Source organism: Roseivivax isoporae LMG 25204 (assembly GCF_000521865.1).
Classification (GTDB): Bacteria; Pseudomonadota; Alphaproteobacteria; order Rhodobacterales; family Rhodobacteraceae; genus Roseivivax; species Roseivivax isoporae.
In genome coordinates this window covers 53,809-71,172 of record NZ_JAME01000002.1, presented here as the reverse complement: position 1 = coordinate 71,172, position 17,364 = coordinate 53,809, and the positions used below count along the sequence as shown (strand labels likewise).

Here is a 17,364-nt window from a genome sequence, read left to right as displayed (position 1 = left end):
GGATCAGGACGACGCGTCCCTCAGCGCCTCCTCGAGCGCGGGGACGAAGCGCTGCTCGTAATCGGAGCCCACGAGCGGTCCCTGGAAACGGAACAGCACGGTGCCGTCGCCGTCGACGATGAAGGTCTCGGGCGGCGCCGTGACACCCCAGTCGATGGCGGTGCGTCCCTGCGGATCGAACGCGACCGCGGCAAAGGGATTGCTCTCGTCGCGCAGGTAGGTCAGCGCCGCGTTCGACTGGTCCTTGAAGTTCACGCCGACGATGCGGATGCCGTCGCCCGCATATTCCAGAAGCTTCGGATGCTCGGCGCGGCAGGGCGGGCACCAGCTGGCCCAGAAGTTGACGAGCGTCACCTCGCCGGAGGCCAGCATCTCCTGCCCCACGGGCGGGTAGCCGGTCAGCGCCTCGGGCGTGATGGCGGGTGCCGGCTGGCCGACGCGGGTCGAGGGCAGGCCCTGCGGATCCTCGCGATACATGCCCACATACGCAAGCCCCGCGAAGGCCGCGAAGATCAGGGGCGGCAGCACCATGAGCGGCTTGAACTTCATGTTCGGCGTCCCCGTCTTTCCACCTTGTCGAGCGCCGCGCGGACTCGGCGGGCGCGCCAGAGGCTCAGCACCACCAGCCCCACGATAAGGCCCAGCGAGACGGCATAGGCCGACAGCACCGCGCCCGCGTAATCACCGAGATCGGGCATCATGCCGCCCTCTCGCGCGCGATGAGCGCCCGGGTCCGCCGGGCCCGGATCTCGGTCTGCGTGCGCAGGAAGACGAGTGCCACGAACAGGAGCACGAACCCCGCGATGCACACGAGCAGCGGGAAATAGAAGACATCCGCCACGTTCTCCTCCTTGTCGAGCGACAGCGACGCGCCCTGGTGCAGGCCCTGGTTCCAGAAATTCACCGCGTAGCGCGACAGGAGCGCGAAGACCGAGCCCACGAGGCAGAGGATCGAGGTGAGGTCCGCCGCGGTGTCGTCGTTCTCGATCGCCTCCCACAGGGCCATGTAGCCGAGGTAGAAGAGGAACAGGATCAGGAAGGACGTGAGCCGCGGGTCCCAGGCCCACCAGGTGCCCCACATGGGCTGGCCCCAGATCGCGCCGGTCGCAAGCGCGATCACCGTCATCGTCGCGCCCACCGGGGCCGCCGCACGGGCCGCCAGCGCCGAGACATGGTGCCGCCGCACGATCCAGATGATCGAGGCCACCAGCATCATGAGCCACGCGTTGATCGCCATGAGCGTCGCGGGCACGTGCAGGTAGATGATCTTGACCGTGGATCCCTGCCGGTAGTCGTCGGGGGTGAAGAAGAAGCCCCAGATCAGGCCGACCACGAGGCAGACCACCGCCAGCACCGCGAGCGGCGGCAGCACGCGATCCGTGAAACGGATGAAGCGCACCGGATTGGCGTATTCCCAAAGCGACATGGACGCTCCTCTACGTGCTGCGGACCCATGCACCAAATCACATGTCCCGGCGCGGAATGTCCAGCCGACCGGTCAGCGCAGCGTGACGCGCAGCACCGCGGCCGAGGCGAAGGGCAGGAGCGCCAGCGCGCCGAGACTGACGCCCGCGAGCAGCAGCAGCGGCGCCTCGACCGCGAGCCCCTCGGCGCCGCGGCGCGCGACCTCGGCCCCGAAGATGAGCGTCGGCACGTAGAGCGGCAGGACGAGCAGCGACAGAAGGAGCCCCCCGCGCTTCAGCCCCACGGTCAGCGCCGCGCCGAAGGTGCCGATCACCGACAGCGCCGGCGTGCCGAGAAGGAGCGACAGGAAGAGCCAGGCGAAGCCCCCGGCCGGCAGGTTCAGCAGGACTCCCAGCACCGGTGCCGCGAGGACGAGCGGCAGCCCGGTGGTGATCCAGTGGGCCAGCGCCTTGACCGCGGCGATCCCCTCCATCGGCAGGGGCGCGGTGGCGAGGAGGTCGAGCGTGCCGTCCTCGCGGTCGAGCGCGAAGATCCGGTCGAGCGACAGGAGGCAGGCAAGCAGCGCGCCGATCCAGAGGATGCCGGGCGCGATCCGGGACAGGAGCGCGGTCTCCGGACCGACGCCCAGGGGCACCAGCACAACCACGATGAGGAAGAAGGCGAGCCCGAGACCGAAGCCGCCGCCCGCGCGCACGGCGAGCCGCAGATCGCGCAGGAGGAGCGCGATCACAGGAACGCCTCGTCCTGCACCGCCGCGCGCGGCGCCGCCCGGAACGGCGTCACGTCCAGCGTGTCGGTCTCGGGCAGCCCGAGGTCGATATGCGTGGCGACAAGCGCCGCGCCGCCCTGCCCGAGATGCCGGCGCACCGCCTCGGCAAAGAGCGCGACCGAGGCGGTGTCGAGCGACACTGTCGGCTCGTCCAGCACCCAGACCGGCCGCCCGGTCACGAGCAGCCGCGCGAGGCCCAGCCGCCGCTTCTGCCCGGCCGACAGCGTGCCCGCGGGACGGTCGGCGAGTTCGCGCAGCTCGAAGGCGTCGAGCGCCGCGTCGATGCCGCGCGTGGCGAACACGGCCGCCCAGAAGGTCAGGTTCTCGGACACGCTCAGCATCGCCTTCAGCCCGTCGGCATGGCCGGCATAGGCCACCCGGTCGGTTCCGTCGACCGCGCCGGCGGTGGGCGGCTGCAGGCCCGCGACGGTGCGCAGGAGCGTGGTCTTGCCGGCCCCGTTCGGACCGCGCAGGACCAGCGCGCGCCCGGCCCCGAGCGTGAAGGACACGCCGTCGAGCACGGGCACGCCGCCGCGCGACACCGACAGCGCGCTGGCCGACAGGAGGCTCACGGGCGGCGCGCGGTCACTCCGCCGCCTCCGCCTTTTCCTCGAGCGACAGCCATTCGGTTTCGGCCGCGTCGAGCTTCGACTGGCGTTCGGCCAGCGCCTCGGTCGCCTTGCGGAACTTCACCGGCTCGCGCAGGGCGAGGTCGGGATCGGTCAGCAGCTGGTTGAGCTTGCCGATCTCGGCCTCGAGCCGCGCGATCTCGTCGGGCAGCGCCTGCAGGCGGTGCTTCTCGGTGAAGCTGAGACCCGCGGATTTCCTCGCGGCCGCGGGCTTCGGCTCCACCTTGGGCGCGGTCGCCGGTTTCGCCGCGGGACGCGCGGGCGCGGCCTCGGCCTGCCCCTCGGCCCGCTGGGCGCGGTAATCGCTCCAGCCCCCGGCATAGACCACCGCAAGACCGTCGCCCTCCATCGCCACGGTGGTGGTCGCCACCCGGTCGAGGAAGTCGCGGTCGTGGCTGATGAGCATCACCGTGCCGTCATATTCGCCGATCAGGTCCTGCAGCAGGTCCAGCGTCTCGACGTCGAGGTCGTTCGTCGGCTCGTCGAGCACAAGCAGGTTCGACTCGCGCGCCATGAGCCGGGCGAGCAGCAGCCGCGCCTTCTCGCCGCCCGAGAGCGAGCGCACCGGCGCCCGCGCCCGCCGCTCGTCGAAGAGGAAATCCTTGAGATAGGCCACCACGTGCTTCGGCTCGCCGCGCACCAGCACCTGGTCGGCCTTGCCCGACACCCGCATGTCCGGGTCGCCCGTCAGGCTGTCCCAGAGCGTCATGTCGGGATCGAGCGCGGCGCGGGTCTGGTCGAACACCGCCGGCACGAGATTGGTGCCGAGTGTCACCGTGCCCTCGTCCGGGGCGATCTCGCCGGTCAGCATGCGGATCAGCGTGGTCTTTCCCACCCCGTTCGGCCCGACGAAGGCCACCCGGTCGCCGCGCAGCACGCGCAGCGAGAAGTCGCGCAGGATGGTCCGCTCGCCGAAGCGCTTGGCGAGGCCCTCGGCCTCGATCACGCGCTTGCCCGAGGTCGGCCCGGAGGCGAGATCCATGGCCGCGGTGCCCTGCCGGCGGATCATCGAGGCGCGCGTCTCGCGCATGTCCTGGAGCGCGCGCACGCGGCCCATGTTGCGCTTGCGCCGCGCGCTGATGCCTTCCACCGCCCAGCGGGCCTCGGCCTTGATCCGGCGGTCGAGCTTGTGACGCTGGGTGTCCTCGTCCTCCCACACCTTGTCGCGCCAGGTCTCGAAATGCGCGAAGCCCTGTTCGGACCGGCGCACCGCGCCGCGGTCGATCCAGAGCGTCGCCCGCGTCAGCTCGGTCAGGAAGCGCCGGTCGTGGCTGATGAGCACGAAGGCCTTGCGCGTGGCGCGCAGCTCAGTCTCGAGCCAGCCGATCGCCTCGATGTCGAGGTGGTTCGTCGGCTCGTCGAGCAGCATGAGGTCCGGGTCCTCGGCCATGAGCTTGGCCAGCGCCGCGCGCCGCCGCTCCCCGCCAGAGGCGGTCGCCACGGTCCGCGCGGGGTCGAACTTCAGCCCCTCGCTCGCGCGTTCCACCTTGTACGCCTCGGCCGGGTCGAGACCCGAGGCCGCGAAGGCGCCGAGGGTCTCGTAGCCCGACAGGTCCGGGTCCTGTTCCATGTAGCCGACGGTCGCCCCGGGCGGCACCACGCGGTCGCCGCGGTCGGTTTCGGTCAGGCCCGCCATCACCCGCATCAGGGTCGATTTCCCCGACCCGTTGCGGCCGACGAGCGCGACGCGGTCGCCCGGCTGGACGTTGAGGCTGAGGCCGTCGAACACGGGATCGCCGCCATAGGTCAGCGAGATGTCGGTCAGTTGCAGAAGGGGGGGCTGTGCCATTCCTGCGCGCTACCGCGCGGCGCGCGCCGCGTCAACGGCGCCGGCGTCGCGCCCCGCGACGGCCCGCAGGATCCGCTTGCGCGCCGGCGGGATGCGCCCGATCTCGACCCCGGTGAAGACGTGCAGCGTGTCGAGGTCGCGGTCGACCACCGCGTGGTCGCTGACCCATCCGCCCATGGCGAGGTAGGTGCGCAGGAGCGGCGGCATCGCCGCCATGGCCTTGCGCGCGTCGGCGGGTACCGACGCCAGACGCTGGGCATAGCGGAAGACGTCGGGCGCCTTGATCCGGGGCAGCCAGCGCCGCGGCGCGAGGTGGCGCGCCCCGAGGAGCGCGAAGGCGTCGAGATGGGCGGCGGTGTCCGTCCCCGCGAAAGACGCGCAGCCGAACATGAGCTCGACGCCCTGCCCGTCCACGTAGGCCGTGAGCGCGCCCCATGCGACGCGCAGGATGTCGGCATCGCGCGCCTCGGGATGGATGCAGAAGCGGCCCATCTCGACCATCGGGCCCGTGAAGTCGCGCAGCCCCGCGAGGCCATAGAACTGCGCGGCATAAGACGCCTCGATCTCCGCCCCGCCCGACAGCGGCAGCAGGCGGAAACACGAGACGAGCCGCCCGGTCGCGCGCTCCTCGATCAGGACGTGCACGCAGACGGGGTCGAACCCGTCGCGATCCAGTCCGCGATCGTTGCCGCGAAAGCACAGATGCCGCAGACGCTGCGCCCGGGCCACGTCGTCTTCCCCGGCGGCGGTGCGCACGGCGTAGCGGCCCCTGACCAAGTTGAGCATCGCGTTCCCCGATGGTGGCCCGCGCCGGGATGTGACGCCGTTCCGCGACACGACCATGACAGGACGCGCCCGCGCCTCAGCTTCCGCCGAGAAGACCCTCGGTGCCGATCCGGCCGATATTGCCGAAGAGCTTGCGGATGAAGCTGATGTCGCCGCCGCCCGATTGCGTGACGCGCCGCGACAGCGGCACCACGTTGCCGTCCTCGAGCCCGTAGCGTTCGATGTTGGTGACCACGCCCGCGCCGTCGAAGCTGATGGCGACGACCTCCCGGTCGATCACCTCGGGCGCGCGCCAGGCGAACTGACGCATCTCCGAGGAGATGTAGTAGAACCCGCTCTCGTTCAGCACGCCCGAGGAGGTGGGCACGCCCACGACCTCCTCGACGGTGGCGCGCGTGTCGATCCCGGGCACGATCTGGCCCAGGTCCTCGTCCCGCGGGACGTAGCCGTGATTCCTGTACTGCGCGCTGCACGCCGCGAGCGCGAGTGCGGCGATCAACGGCACCACACGCCGGATCCCGTAGCTCTTGCGTTGCATTCCTGCCCCTCGACGCCCTTGCACCCGGCTGCCATCGTTCCTTCATGTCGATTATACATTCGGCGTCCAGCGATCAAGTAACGGAAAACACGACCCTCAATGCCTGCATCCCATCCGCATCCCGGCCCCTTCCGCACCGCAGAGCTCTCGCAGGCGGTCCCGACCGCGTTCGAGGTTGCCCCCGACGCGGACACCTGTGCCGCCCTTGCCGAGACGCTCGGCATCACCCGCGTGCGCAAGCTGCGGTTCGCCGGAGAGATTCGGCCCGTCGGCAAGCGCGGCTTCGAGCTGCGTGCCGAGCTCGGCGCGACGGTGGTCCAGCCCTGCGTCGTGACGCTCGATCCCGTGACCACGCGGATCGACACCGAGGTGGTGCGCACCTTCCTGCCGCCCGCCATCCTGGGCGAGCCCGAACCGGGTTCGGAGGTGGAGATGCCCGAGGACGACACGACCGAGCCGCTGCCCGACGTCATCGACCCCGCCGCCGTCATGGCCGAGGCGCTGGCGCTTGCCCTGCCCGACTATCCCCGCGCCGACGGCGCGCATCTTGGCCAGGCCGAGGCGCGCCCCGAGGGGGCCGAGCCGATCCGCCCCGAGGAGACGAAGCCGTTCTCGGGTCTCGCGGCACTGCGCGATCGGATGGCGGACGGCGACGGCGAGGCGGACTGAGGCCGCCACATTCCGCCTGCGCGCCGGATTCCCCTTGTGCTCGGACAGAACGCGCGTATGTTCGCGCCCTCACGACAGATTCAGGGTTGTCACCGGCCGGCGTCACGCACTATGAGCGCGGTGATTTCCGACACGACGAAACCCGGGGACAGCGTCCGCGCGCCCGCCAGAAACAGCACCGAGGTTGAGACATGGCCGTCCAACAGAACAAAGTTTCCAAATCGCGCCGCAACAACCGGCGCGCGCATGACGCACTCGTGGCGGCGAACCCGAACGAATGCGACAATTGCGGCGAACTGAAGCGTCCGCATCACGTCTGCCCGTCCTGCGGCCACTACGCCGAGCGCGAGGTCGTCGCGACGAACGACGAGATCGACCTGGACGAAGACGCCGCCTGAGCAAGCAAAGGCCGAAGGCCCGCGTGACATGACTTCCGAACAGGATCGGTCCACGGCGGGCTCGGAGCCTGTGGTGATCTCGATCGACGCCATGGGCGGCGATCAGGGACCGTCCGCAGTCATCGCCGGCATCGCGCAATCGGCGCAGAAGAACCCCGACATCCGGTTCATCCTGCACGGCGACGTCGCCGAGCTGAAGCGCCTCGCCTCCAAGCGGGGCGTGGCGCGGCACCTGGAGGGCCGCTGCACGTTCCGCCAGGCGGACGACGTGGTCACCATGGCGGACAAGCCGAGCCAGGTCATGCGCCACGGGCGGTCGACCTCCATGTGGTCGGCGCTCGATTCGGTGCGGGACGGCGAGGCGACGGTCGCGGTGAGCTGCGGCAATACCGGCGCGCTGATGGCGCTGTCGATGGTGCGCCTGCGCAAGCTGCCGGGCGTGAACCGTCCCGCGATCGCCGTGCTCTGGCCGTCGCGCAATCCGCACGGGTTCAACATCATGCTCGACGTGGGCGCGGACATCCGCGCCGACGCCGAGGACCTGCTGCAATACGCGCTGATGGGCGCCTCCTATGCCCGCAACGGCCTGGCGCTCGACCGTCCGCGCGTCGGGCTGCTGAACGTCGGCACCGAGGAGCACAAGGGCCGAGCCGAGCTCAAGGCGGCACACGACCTGATGGCCGCGGGCGCGGGCGGTGCGAACTACGAGTTCGTGGGCTTCGTCGAGGGCGGCGACATCCCCGGCGACCGGGCCGACGTGATCGTCACCGACGGCTTCACCGGGAACATCGCGCTCAAGACCGGCGAGGGCACGGCCAGCCTGATCGGCGCGCTGCTGCGCGAGGCCTTCGCCTATTCCTTCCTGTCGCGGATCGCGTCGCTGCTCGCGCTGACCTCGCTCAAGCGCCTGCAGAAGCGAATCGATCCGCGCCGCGTGAACGGCGGCGTCTTCCTCGGCCTCAACGGCACGGTGGTGAAGTCGCACGGCGCGGCCGATGCCACCGGCATCTCGGCCGCGGTCAAGCTGGCCTACCGGCTGGCGGAATCGGGCTTTTCGGACCGGCTGGCAGCGCGGGTTGCATCCGCGGCGGAGCTTGCCCACGATGCGCCCAAGGCGGCCGATCCGGCCACCGGAAAGGACGGAACCCACTCATGACGACACGTGCCGTGGTCGCGGGATGCGGCCACTACCTGCCGGATCGCATCGTGGAGAATGCCGAGTTCGAAAAGACCCTCGACACTTCGGACGAATGGATTCGGGCCCGCTCGGGCATCGAACGACGGCATTTCGCCGCGGACGGCCAGACCACGTCGGACATGGCGGCCCGCGCCGCCCGCGCGGCGCTCGCCGATTCGGGACGCACGCCCGCGGATGTCGACGCCATCATCCTCGCGACCTCGACCGCCGACCTGACCTTTCCGTCGGCCGCGACCATGGTGCAGGCCGAGCTCGGCATGACCGGCGGCTTCGCCTTCGACGTGCAGGCGGTCTGCGCGGGATTCGTCTACGCGCTGGCCAACGCGCATGCGCTGATCGTGTCGGGCCAGGTGAACCGCGTGCTCGTGATCGGCGCCGAGACGTTCTCGCGCATCATGGACTGGACGGACCGGTCGACCTGCGTGCTGTTCGGCGACGGGGCCGGCGCGCTCCTGCTCGAGGCGCAGGCGGGTACCGGCGACGTGTCGGACCGCGGCGTCCTGTCGACCGACCTGCATTCGGACGGCCGTCACCGCGACATCCTCTACGTCGACGGCGGCGTGTCCACGCAAAGCACCGGGCACCTGCGGATGCAGGGCCGCGAGGTCTTCCGCCACGCGGTCGAAAAGCTCGCCGACACCGCCGAGGCGGCGCTCGGCAAGGCCGGCCTCACGGGACAGGACGTGGACTGGGTCGTGCCGCACCAGGCCAACATCCGCATCATCCAGGGCACCGCGCGCAAGCTCGGCCTGCCGATGGAGCGCGTGGTGGTCACCGTGCAGGATCACGGCAACACTTCCGCCGCATCCATCCCGCTGGCGCTCTCGGTGGGACAGGCGCGCGGACAGATCCGCAAGGGCGACCTGCTCGTGACCGAGGCGATCGGCGGCGGGCTGGCCTGGGGCGCGGTGGTCCTGCGCTGGTAGGCGCCGCCCCGGGCCCGGCCCGACGCGCGTCCCCTCACCTTTTCGGAGAAACCGCATCGGCGGGCGGCAGCGGTGCGCTCGATACCTCCGGGGGTGCCCGAAATGCCACGGTCAGCGACGTCGCCGCAAGGGCCGCGCGCGCAAGCTCCGCCGCGAAATCGGCGCGGGTGGCGGGCGGCTGACGTGTCCCCGTTGCCGGGCCCGCGACGCGGGCCTGCGCCACGCCCGTGGCCGTTACCTGATCCATCCGACACCTCCTGACACCGGGTCTGCGCGGACAGCATGCACGCGCGGACCTTGCCGGACGGTTAACGCGCGCCTTGCACGGCGTGCATGACGGGTCTTGCCACCGCGAAGTTGTGCCGCGGCGCAGCATGCTTAGGTTCGGTCTCGACAGTCAGACACACACATACACCGAAAGGGGGCCCTCGATGACCAGCCTCTTCAGCACGTTCCGCACCCGCATCGAAAAGCGCGCAGCCTATCGCCGCACCCTCAGGGAGCTGCGCGCGGCGCCGCTCGACGTGCGCCTCGACCTCGACATCGCCGGCGACGAGAAGGCCGTCGCACGCAGCGCGATCTACGGCTGAGCGCAGGCAAAGCGCTCCTTGAGCGCGGCGTTCACTCGGGGCGTGACGAATTTCGACACGTCGCCGCCCAGACGCGCGATCTCCTTCACGAGCTTCGAGGCGATGGCCTGGTGCCGCGCCTCGGCCATGAGGAACACGGTCTCGATCGAATGATCGAGGGTGCGGTTCATGCCGACCATCTGGAACTCGTACTCGAAATCCGCGACCGCGCGCAGGCCGCGCACGATCAGCGCGGCCCCCACGTCGCGGGCGCAATCGATCAGCAGGTTCTCGAAGGGGTGCACCACGATCTCGGTGCTGGTCTCGCGACCGAGTTCGGCGCACTCGGCCTCGATCATGGCCACCCGCGCATCGAGGTCGAACAGCGGCCCCTTGTCGCGATTGATGGCGACGCCGATCACCAGCCGATCCACCAGGATCGTGGCACGGCGGATGATATCCAGATGCCCGAGCGTGATCGGGTCGAACGTCCCGGGGTAGAGACCGGTTCGCATGCGCAGCCCTCCGTGCCGTCTTGGGGTCGCACGCAACGATATTGCGCAAGTGAATGCAAGCGGTCTCTTGCCGACTGCTCACCAGTTGCTGGTGATCATGCCCTCGAGCGCGTCCTTCTCCATGGCGAGCTCGGTCAGGCGCGCCTTCACCACGTCGCCGATGGTGATGATGCCCACGAGCTTGCCCTCCTCGACCACCGGCATGTGGCGGAACCGCCCCTCGGTCATGCGCGACAGGACCTGGTCGGCCGATTCCGCGCGGGTGGTGGTCTCGAGCTTGGACGTCATGTGTTCGGAGACGCGCGCCTCCATCACCGCCGCGCCACGCTGCGAGAGCACGCGGACGATGTCGCGCTCGGACAGGATGCCCTCGGCGGTCTCTCCGTCCTCGGACACGACCACGGTGCCGATCCGGCGCTCGGCAAGGATGCGCGCCGCCTCGGCGATCGTCGCGCCCGGCGGCACGGTGACCACGCCGTCATCCGCCTTGCTCTTCAGGATGTGCTGGACCTGCATCGATTTGCCTCCTTCGGCGAAGTGCCTGGCCGAAGCGTCCTTGCCGGGGGCCGCTCCTGTCAAGACCTACCTTCGAGGGCGGCCACCTCGCGCCGGACACCATCGGCGAGCCGTGCCGCGAACCGGTTGAGCCGCGCGAGCCGCCGGTCGTCCGCATGCCGCACCAGGTAGAAGGCGCGGGTCAGCGACAACGCCTCGGGGAGAACGCGCACCAGATCGCTGCCCGAGGACAGCGCGAAGTCGTGCACGATCCCGACACCCGCCCCGGCCTGCAGCCACCGGAACTGCACCGCGACCGAGGTCGAGGCGAGCGGCACCGACACGAGCCCGAGATCCGCGAGATAATCCAGTTCCTTGTCGAAGATCATGTCGGGAATGTAGCCCACCATGCGGTGTCCCCGCAGATCGTCGAGCGTGCGGATCGGCGGATGCGCCTCGAGATAGGCGCGCGACGCGGCGAGGTGCAGCTTGTAGTCGGTGATCTTCTGCACGGTCAGCCGCCCGGCGGTCGGGGCCGAGACCGCGATTGCCATGTCCGCCTCGCGCTTCGACAGGTTCACGACGCGGGGCAGCGCGACGATCTGCACCTCGAGATCGGGATTCTCGTCGGCGATGGCGGCGCAGACCTGCGGCAGCACGAAGGTCGCGCAGCCGTCGGGCGCGCCGATGCGCACCTGCCCCGACAGCGTCTCGGCGCCGCCCGCCACCGCCTCCTCGGCGGCCTGCATGGCCTGTTCGGCCGCCTCGGCGTGGCGCAGCATGCGCTCCCCCGCACCGTTCAGCGCATAGCCCTGCGGGCCCTTCACGAACAGCGCCGCGCCGGTGTCCTGCTCGAGCCGCGCCACCCGGCGGCCCACCGTGGCGGGGTCGAGGCGCAGCGCCCGGCCCGCCGCCGACAAGCTCTCGCCGCGCGCCACGGCCAGGAAGATGCGCAGGTCGTCCCAGTCGGTCATGTCCCCCCGTCCGGCAGCGTGCCGGCATTTCTGCAAAGCCCTTTTGAAAACTTGCGGCTATGCCCGGCGAAAATGCAAGCCTATGGTCCCCGCAACCAGAGAAGGAGGATCTCATGCAGGACCTTACCCATTACGTCGACGGGGCCCGCGTCGCGGGCACGTCGGGCCGTTTCGCCGATGTCTTCAACCCCGCCACCGGCGAGGTGCAGGCGCGCACCCCGCTCGCCAGCGCGGCCGAGGTCGACCGCGCGGTCGAGATTGCCGCTGCCGCCCAGCCCGCCTGGGCCGAGACCAACCCGCAGCGCCGCGCGCGCGTGATGATGAAGTTCGTCGAGCTCCTGAACCGCGACATGGACAAGCTCGCCGAGGCGATCAGCCGCGAGCACGGCAAGACCTTTCCCGACGCCAAGGGCGACGTGCAGCGCGGGCTCGAGGTGGTCGAGTTCTGCATCGGCGCGCCGCACCTGCTGAAGGGCGAGTATACCGACAACGCGGGCCGCGGCATCGACATGTATTCCATGCGCCAGCCGCTCGGCGTCTGCGCCGGCATCACGCCGTTCAACTTCCCCGCCATGATCCCGATGTGGATGTTCGCGCCCGCCCTCGCCTGCGGCAACGCCTTCATCCTGAAGCCGTCCGAGCGCGACCCGTCCTGCCCGCTGATGCTGGCCGAGCTCATGGAGGAGGCTGGCCTGCCCAAGGGCCTGCTGCAGGTCGTGAACGGCGACAAGGAGGCGGTGGACGCGCTTCTCGACCACGAGGTCGTGCAGTCGATCGGCTTTGTCGGATCGACGCCCATCGCGCAGTACATCTATTCGCGCGGCTGCGCGGCCGGCAAGCGCGTGCAGTGCTTCGGCGGCGCCAAGAACCACATGATCGTCATGCCCGATGCCGACATGGACCAGGCCGCCGACGCGCTGGTTGGCGCGGGCTACGGGGCCGCGGGTGAACGCTGCATGGCGATCTCGGTGGCGGTGCCCGTGGGCGACGAGGCCGCCGACCGCCTGATCGAGAAACTCGTGCCGCGGATCGAGAAGCTGAAGGTCGGCCCCTACACCGCGGGCGACGACGTGGATTACGGCCCGGTGGTGACCGCCGCCGCGAAGGAGAAGATCCTGGGCCTCGTCCAGTCCGGCGTCGACCAGGGCGCGGAGCTCGTGGTCGACGGTCGGAACTTCTCGCTCCAGGGTTACGAGGACGGCTTCTTCGTCGGCCCCCACCTCTTCGACCGCGTGACGCCCGACATGGACATCTACCGGCAGGAGATCTTCGGCCCCGTGCTGTCGACCGTGCGCGCGGGCAGCTACGAGGAGGCGCTCGGCCTTGCCATGGACCACGAATACGGCAACGGCACCGCGATCTTCACACGCGACGGCGACACCGCGCGCGACTTCGCCAACCGCGTGAACATCGGGATGGTCGGGGTGAACGTGCCGATCCCCGTGCCGCTCGCCTATCACAGCTTCGGCGGGTGGAAGAAATCGGGCTTCGGCGACCTGAACCAGCACGGCACCGACAGCTTCAAGTTCTACACGCGGACGAAGACCGTCACCGCGCGCTGGCCGTCGGGCATCAAGGAAGGCGGAGAGTTCAACTTCAGGGCCATGGACTGAAACCGGGCCCATGTTCCGGTAACACGAGCAGGGACGGCGCCGGACGGTGCCGTCCCTTTCCTTTTGCGGGGCTCAGTCGGCGCTGCCGTCGCTGCCGCCGTCGCCCGCACCGTCGCTGCCCGAATCGCCCGCGCCGTCGCTGCCCGCGTCCCCGGCCCCGCCGCTGCCGGCATTGCCCGCGCCATCGCTCGCCGCATTGCCTGCGCGGTCGCTCGCCGTGTCGCCCGTGATGTCGGCCCCCGACGCATCGCCCGTGTCCGTCGCGTCGCCGGCCTCGGCGTCAGCGCTGGCCGCTGCCCCGGTCTCGGCGCCCGGCTGCGCGGCGGTGCCGTCCGCGGTCGTGCCGCCGACCGCGTCGTCCTCGCCGACCGGATCGCCCGTTGCGGGATCGATCCCTTCCTCCACGTCCGCAGGTGCCCCGCCGGTCCAGCTCTCGGGCGGTTCGGTGCCGCCGGTCAGCGTGTCCTCGCCGTTGCGGTCGGCCGCGTCGTTCAGCGCGATCTCGGGATTTTCCTCGCAGATCTGCACGATGGCATCGAGCGTTCCGACGGCCACGTCTCCCTCGACATCGGTCGTCGTGGCGGCATCGGCGGTGCTGCCCTCGGGCAGCGGCGCGAGTTCCACCGCGATGTTGCCCTGCTCGGCATCGTCGAGCAGCAGGAAGTCGCGGCAGGTCATCTCGCCCTGCCCCTGGGCCAGCGCGGCACCGCCGCCGAGCATGGTGGCGCCGGCAAGCGCGATGAGAAGTGTCCGGGAAGACATGGCTTCCTCCTTCGTCTGCGGCCGCGACCACGGCGGCCGCGGGCTCGCGCTGACAACCTGCCACCGCTTCCTTCCGTTCCGGCGCACCCGCCCGGTTCGGCGGTCCGCCGCCGCCCGCCCAGACCTTTGTCGGCGGGACCGGGCGAGCCTCGAACCTTGCGGTTCCGTCACGCTGCTGAGACAGTCCGTCTCGGAGAGAGGGCATGCCCCGGCGTTCGAGGGAGGAACGGCAGGCGATGGATTTCGGGTTGAGCGAGGAACAGCGCGCGATATTCGACATGGCGCGCGGCTTCGGCGCGGAGCACATCGCGCCCCACGCGCGGAGCTGGGAGGCCGAGGGCAGCATCCCCCGCGCGCTCTGGCCGAAGGTCTCCGGGCTCGGTCTCGCCGGCATCTTCGTCTCCGAGGACGCGGGCGGCGCCGGTCTTTCCCGGCTCGACGGCACGCTCGTGTTCGAGGCGCTGTCGATGGCCTGCCCGTCGGTCGCGGCGTTCCTGTCGATCCACAACATGTGCGCGTCGATGATCGACCGCTTCGGATCGCAGGACATGGCCGCGCGGCTCCTGCCCGGGGCGCTGTCGATGGAGACGGTGCTGGCCTATTGCCTGACCGAACCCGGGTCCGGGTCGGACGCCGCGGCCCTGCGCACCCGCGCCGAGCGCACCAATGCCGGCTGGCGGCTCGACGGGACCAAGGCGTTCATCTCGGGCGGCGGCTACAGCGATGCCTATGTCGTCATGTGCCGCACGGGTGCGGACGGCCCGCGCGGCATCTCGGCCATCGTGGTGCCCGACGGGGCCGAGGGCCTGAGCTTCGGCGGGCTCGAGGACAAGATGGGCTGGCGCGCGCAGCCGACACGGCAGGTCCAGTTCGACCGCTGCGAGGTCCCGGCCGACGCCCTGCTCGGCGAGGAGGGGCGCGGCTTTTCCTACGCCATGGCAGGGCTCGACGGCGGGCGGCTCAACATCGCGGCTTGTTCGCTCGGGGCCGCGCAGGCGGCGCTCGACGCGACCCTCGCCTACATGCGCGAGCGCACGGCCTTCGGGCAACGCCTCGACAGCTTCCAGGCGCTGCAGTTCCGCCTGGCCGAGATGGAGATCGAGCTCGAGGCGGCGCGCACCTTCCTGCGTCAGGCCGCCTGGGCGCTCGACACGGGCCAGCCGGATGCCACCAAGCGCTGCGCCATGGCGAAGGCCTTCGTCACCGAGGCGGGCAGCCGCGTCGCCGACCAATGCCTGCAGATGCATGGCGGCTACGGCTACCTCGCGGATTACGGGATCGAGAAGATCGTGCGCGACCTGCGCGTGCACCGCATCCTCGAGGGCACGAACGAGATCATGCGCCTGATCGTGGCGCGCAAGATGCTGGAGCAGGCATGACGGACGGAGTGTCGATCCGACGCGAGGGGCGCGCCGGGCGCGTGACGCTGACACGGCCCGGGGCGCTGAACGCGCTCGACCACGAGATGTGCCGCGCGATCTCGGCCGCGCTGATCGACTGGGCGCAGGACCCCGAAGTGTCGGTCGTGCTGATCGACGCGGAGGGCGAGCGGGCGTTCTGCGCGGGCGGCGACGTGGCGCGCGTGCACCGCGAGGCAACCGGGGGCCGGCAGGCCGAGGTACAGGCCTTCTGGCGCGACGAGTACCGCATGAACGCGATGATCGCGGAATACCCCAAGGCGGTGGTGAGCTTCCTGCACGGCTACGTCATGGGCGGGGGCGTCGGGCTCGGCTGCCACGCCTCGCACCGGGTGGTCTGCGAGAGCGCCCGCATCGCCATGCCGGAATGCGGGATCGGGCTCATCCCCGATGTGGGCGGATCGCTGCTGCTCGCCCGCGTGCCGGGCCGGCTCGGCGAATATCTCGGGCTGACGGGCGCACGCATGGGACCGGGCGACGCGATCTACGCGGGCTTCGCCGACCTTCACGTGCCGCAGGACGGCTGGACCGAGCTGAAGCGCGCGCTGGTCGAGACAGGCCAGCCCGCCGCGGTGGCCGCTGCCGCGGCGCCGGCCCCCGCGGCGACGCTGCCCGACCTGCTGAACGAGGCCGAGGCGCTTTTTGCGGGCGAGACGCTCGTGGATGTCCGCGCGGCGCTGCAGGCCGATGACGGGGCCTTTGCCGCCGAGGCCCGCGCGGCCCTCGACCGCGGCGCGCCGCTGTCGCTCGGCTGCACGCTCGCGCTCCTGCACCGGCTCAAGGCCGAGCGCGCGGGCATCCGCCGCGCGCTCGAGCTCGAATACCGCTTCACCCACCGCGCGCTCGCGGAGGCAGATTTCCTCGAGGGGGTGCGCGCGCTCATCGTCGACAAGGACAAGCGCCCGCGCTGGCGCCATGCCGCCGATGCGCTGACGTCCGAGGACGTCGCGCACATGTTCGAGCCGCTCGACGGCGTCGGCCTCGACTTTCACGACTGGGAGGATACCGCGTCATGAAGATCGCCTTCATCGGCCTCGGCAACATGGGTGCGCCCATGGCCGCGAACCTCGTCACCGCCGGCCATGACGTGACCGGCTACGACCGAGCGGACGTGGTGGTGCCGGGCGTGACCATGGCCGCCGGCGCGGCAGAGGCCGTCCGGGGCGCGGAGGTCGTGCTGACCATGCTGCCCAACGGGAACATCCTGCGCGCCGTCGCGGACGAGATCGTGCCGGCGATGCAGCCGGGCGCGGTCTTCCTCGACTGCTCGACCGTCGACGTGGAGAGCGCGCGCGCGGTGGCGGAGCAGGCGCGGGCGGCGGGGCTCTCGGCGCTCGACGCGCCGGTGTCGGGTGGCGTCGGCGGGGCACAGGCAGGCACGCTGACCTTCATGGTGGGCGGCGACGCGAAAGGCTTCGAGACCGCTCGCCCGCTCTTCGACGTGATGGGCCGCAAGGCGGTGCATTGCGGGCCCTCGGGCAACGGGCAGGCCGCCAAGATCTGCAACAACATGATCCTCGGTGCCACGATGATCGTGACCTGCGAGGCCTTCGCGCTCGCCGACCGGCTGGGGCTCGACCGGCAGGCGATGTTCGACGTGGTCTCGACCTCGTCGGGATCGTCCTGGTCGATGAACACCTACTGCCCGGCCCCGGGCGTCGGACCGACCTCGCCCGCCGACACCGGCTACCGGCCGGGCTTTGCCGCCGAGCTCATGCTGAAGGACCTGCGCCTCGCCATGCAGGCCGCCGAGCAGGCCGGCGCCGACACGCCCATGGGCGCAGCGGCCACCGCGCTCTACGCCCAATTCGTCGAGGAGGAGGACGGCGCGGGGCGCGATTTCTCGGCCATGCTGCCGCGGTTCGAGGGCCGCACGCGCGGCTGAACGAGC

General features: G+C 70.7%; 22 protein-coding genes. 9 read left to right on the top strand and 13 right to left on the bottom strand.

All coding sequences use genetic code 11. The features are described from left to right. Positions 1–3: 3 nt before the first annotated feature. From RISW2_RS01455 to RISW2_RS01420, 8 genes are all read right to left on the bottom strand, one after another. Positions 4–549 (bottom strand): DsbE family thiol:disulfide interchange protein, encoded by a 546-nt coding sequence (locus tag RISW2_RS01455; RefSeq protein WP_244437485.1) that lies wholly within the window; start codon positions 547–549, stop codon positions 4–6. Further along, positions 546–698, bottom strand: a complete 153-nt coding sequence (gene ccmD, locus RISW2_RS01450) for a heme exporter protein CcmD (protein WP_425277782.1) — start codon at positions 696–698, stop codon at positions 546–548. Before ccmD ends, RISW2_RS01455 begins: the two co-directional genes overlap by 4 nt. Beyond that, positions 698–1,426 carry a heme ABC transporter permease gene (locus tag RISW2_RS01445; protein ID WP_043765629.1) on the bottom strand — a complete coding sequence of 243 codons (729 nt, stop codon included), beginning with the start codon at positions 1,424–1,426 and terminating at the stop codon, positions 698–700. Before RISW2_RS01445 ends, ccmD begins: the two co-directional genes overlap by 1 nt. A 72-nt stretch (positions 1,427–1,498) precedes the next feature. After that, positions 1,499–2,155, bottom strand: a complete 657-nt coding sequence (ccmB, locus tag RISW2_RS01440) for a heme exporter protein CcmB (RefSeq protein ID WP_043765627.1) — start codon at positions 2,153–2,155, stop codon at positions 1,499–1,501. Further along, positions 2,152–2,757, bottom strand: coding sequence for a heme ABC exporter ATP-binding protein CcmA (gene ccmA / locus RISW2_RS01435; protein WP_211238651.1), 606 nt, complete (start codon positions 2,755–2,757; stop codon positions 2,152–2,154). The genes ccmB and ccmA overlap by 4 nt, the downstream gene beginning before the upstream one ends. A gap of 22 nt (positions 2,758–2,779) precedes the next feature. Further along, positions 2,780–4,612: an ABC-F family ATP-binding cassette domain-containing protein gene (locus RISW2_RS01430; protein ID WP_043765623.1), complete on the bottom strand. Its 1,833-nt coding sequence runs from the start codon at positions 4,610–4,612 to the stop codon at positions 2,780–2,782. Positions 4,613–4,621: 9 nt separating this feature from the next. Continuing rightward, positions 4,622–5,398: a GNAT family N-acetyltransferase gene (locus tag RISW2_RS01425; protein ID WP_051491734.1), complete on the bottom strand. Its 777-nt coding sequence runs from the start codon at positions 5,396–5,398 to the stop codon at positions 4,622–4,624. A 76-nt stretch (positions 5,399–5,474) separates the two neighbouring features. Next, positions 5,475–5,936 carry an outer membrane protein assembly factor BamE gene (locus RISW2_RS01420; protein ID WP_043765621.1) on the bottom strand — a complete coding sequence of 154 codons (462 nt, stop codon included), beginning with the start codon at positions 5,934–5,936 and terminating at the stop codon, positions 5,475–5,477. Between the two features lie 99 nt (positions 5,937–6,035). On the opposite strand from RISW2_RS01420, the gene RISW2_RS01415 reads away from it, so the two are divergent. The 4 genes from RISW2_RS01415 to RISW2_RS01400 all read left to right on the top strand — a co-directional run bounded on the left by RISW2_RS01415 (position 6,036) and on the right by RISW2_RS01400 (position 9,127). Next, complete coding sequence (locus RISW2_RS01415; RefSeq protein WP_043765620.1) at positions 6,036–6,605, top strand: YceD family protein; 570 nt, start codon at positions 6,036–6,038, stop codon at positions 6,603–6,605. A gap of 191 nt (positions 6,606–6,796) precedes the next feature. After that, complete coding sequence (gene rpmF / locus RISW2_RS01410) at positions 6,797–7,003, top strand: 50S ribosomal protein L32 (protein WP_043765618.1); 207 nt, start codon at positions 6,797–6,799, stop codon at positions 7,001–7,003. A 28-nt stretch (positions 7,004–7,031) separates the two neighbouring features. Next, a complete protein-coding gene (plsX, locus tag RISW2_RS01405; RefSeq protein WP_043765615.1) occupies positions 7,032–8,159 on the top strand; it encodes a phosphate acyltransferase PlsX in 1,128 nt (375 codons plus the stop codon). After that, on the top strand, positions 8,156–9,127 hold the full coding sequence (locus RISW2_RS01400) for a beta-ketoacyl-ACP synthase III (protein ID WP_043765612.1): 972 nt from the start codon (positions 8,156–8,158) through the stop codon (positions 9,125–9,127). Before plsX ends, RISW2_RS01400 begins: the two co-directional genes overlap by 4 nt. A gap of 34 nt (positions 9,128–9,161) precedes the next feature. Here the strand turns inward: RISW2_RS01400 and RISW2_RS24445 are convergent, their stop codons facing one another. Then, on the bottom strand, positions 9,162–9,374 hold the full coding sequence (locus RISW2_RS24445; RefSeq protein WP_156943754.1) for a hypothetical protein: 213 nt from the start codon (positions 9,372–9,374) through the stop codon (positions 9,162–9,164). A 184-nt stretch (positions 9,375–9,558) separates the two neighbouring features. On the opposite strand from RISW2_RS24445, the gene RISW2_RS25370 reads away from it, so the two are divergent. Further along, positions 9,559–9,717: a hypothetical protein gene (locus RISW2_RS25370; protein WP_164490719.1), complete on the top strand. Its 159-nt coding sequence runs from the start codon at positions 9,559–9,561 to the stop codon at positions 9,715–9,717. On the opposite strand, the gene coaD is transcribed toward RISW2_RS25370, so the two are convergent. The 3 genes from coaD to RISW2_RS01385 form a co-directional block, all read right to left on the bottom strand. After that, complete coding sequence (gene coaD, locus RISW2_RS01395) at positions 9,708–10,211, bottom strand: pantetheine-phosphate adenylyltransferase (protein WP_043765610.1); 504 nt, start codon at positions 10,209–10,211, stop codon at positions 9,708–9,710. The genes RISW2_RS25370 and coaD overlap by 10 nt on opposite strands. Before the next feature lie 78 nt (positions 10,212–10,289). After that, positions 10,290–10,727, bottom strand: coding sequence for a CBS domain-containing protein (locus RISW2_RS01390; RefSeq protein WP_043765608.1), 438 nt, complete (start codon positions 10,725–10,727; stop codon positions 10,290–10,292). 59 nt (positions 10,728–10,786) lie between these two features. Next, on the bottom strand, positions 10,787–11,680 hold the full coding sequence (locus RISW2_RS01385; RefSeq protein ID WP_043765606.1) for a LysR family transcriptional regulator: 894 nt from the start codon (positions 11,678–11,680) through the stop codon (positions 10,787–10,789). 113 nt (positions 11,681–11,793) lie between these two features. Here RISW2_RS01385 and RISW2_RS01380 point away from each other — a divergent pair, with 113 nt between their 5' ends. Beyond that, positions 11,794–13,293: a CoA-acylating methylmalonate-semialdehyde dehydrogenase gene (locus tag RISW2_RS01380; protein WP_043765604.1), complete on the top strand. Its 1,500-nt coding sequence runs from the start codon at positions 11,794–11,796 to the stop codon at positions 13,291–13,293. Positions 13,294–13,365: 72 nt separating this feature from the next. Here RISW2_RS01380 and RISW2_RS23390 read toward each other — a convergent pair whose 3' ends face one another. Next, the gene (locus tag RISW2_RS23390; RefSeq protein ID WP_051491733.1) at positions 13,366–14,055 is read right to left on the bottom strand and encodes an HdeA/HdeB family chaperone; all 690 of its coding nucleotides are present in this window, start codon (positions 14,053–14,055) and stop codon (positions 13,366–13,368) included. Positions 14,056–14,291: 236 nt separating this feature from the next. Between RISW2_RS23390 and RISW2_RS01370 the strand changes: the two genes are divergently transcribed. The 3 genes from RISW2_RS01370 to mmsB are packed head-to-tail and all read left to right on the top strand — an operon-like array spanning position 14,292 to position 17,358. Continuing rightward, the gene (locus tag RISW2_RS01370; protein WP_043765602.1) at positions 14,292–15,434 is read left to right on the top strand and encodes an acyl-CoA dehydrogenase family protein; all 1,143 of its coding nucleotides are present in this window, start codon (positions 14,292–14,294) and stop codon (positions 15,432–15,434) included. Further along, entirely contained in the window at positions 15,431–16,489 is a 1,059-nt protein-coding gene (locus tag RISW2_RS01365; protein WP_043765600.1) for an enoyl-CoA hydratase/isomerase family protein, read from the top strand. Before RISW2_RS01370 ends, RISW2_RS01365 begins: the two co-directional genes overlap by 4 nt. Beyond that, on the top strand, positions 16,486–17,358 hold the full coding sequence (mmsB, locus tag RISW2_RS01360; RefSeq protein ID WP_043765598.1) for a 3-hydroxyisobutyrate dehydrogenase: 873 nt from the start codon (positions 16,486–16,488) through the stop codon (positions 17,356–17,358). Before RISW2_RS01365 ends, mmsB begins: the two co-directional genes overlap by 4 nt. Positions 17,359–17,364 lie beyond the last annotated feature (6 nt).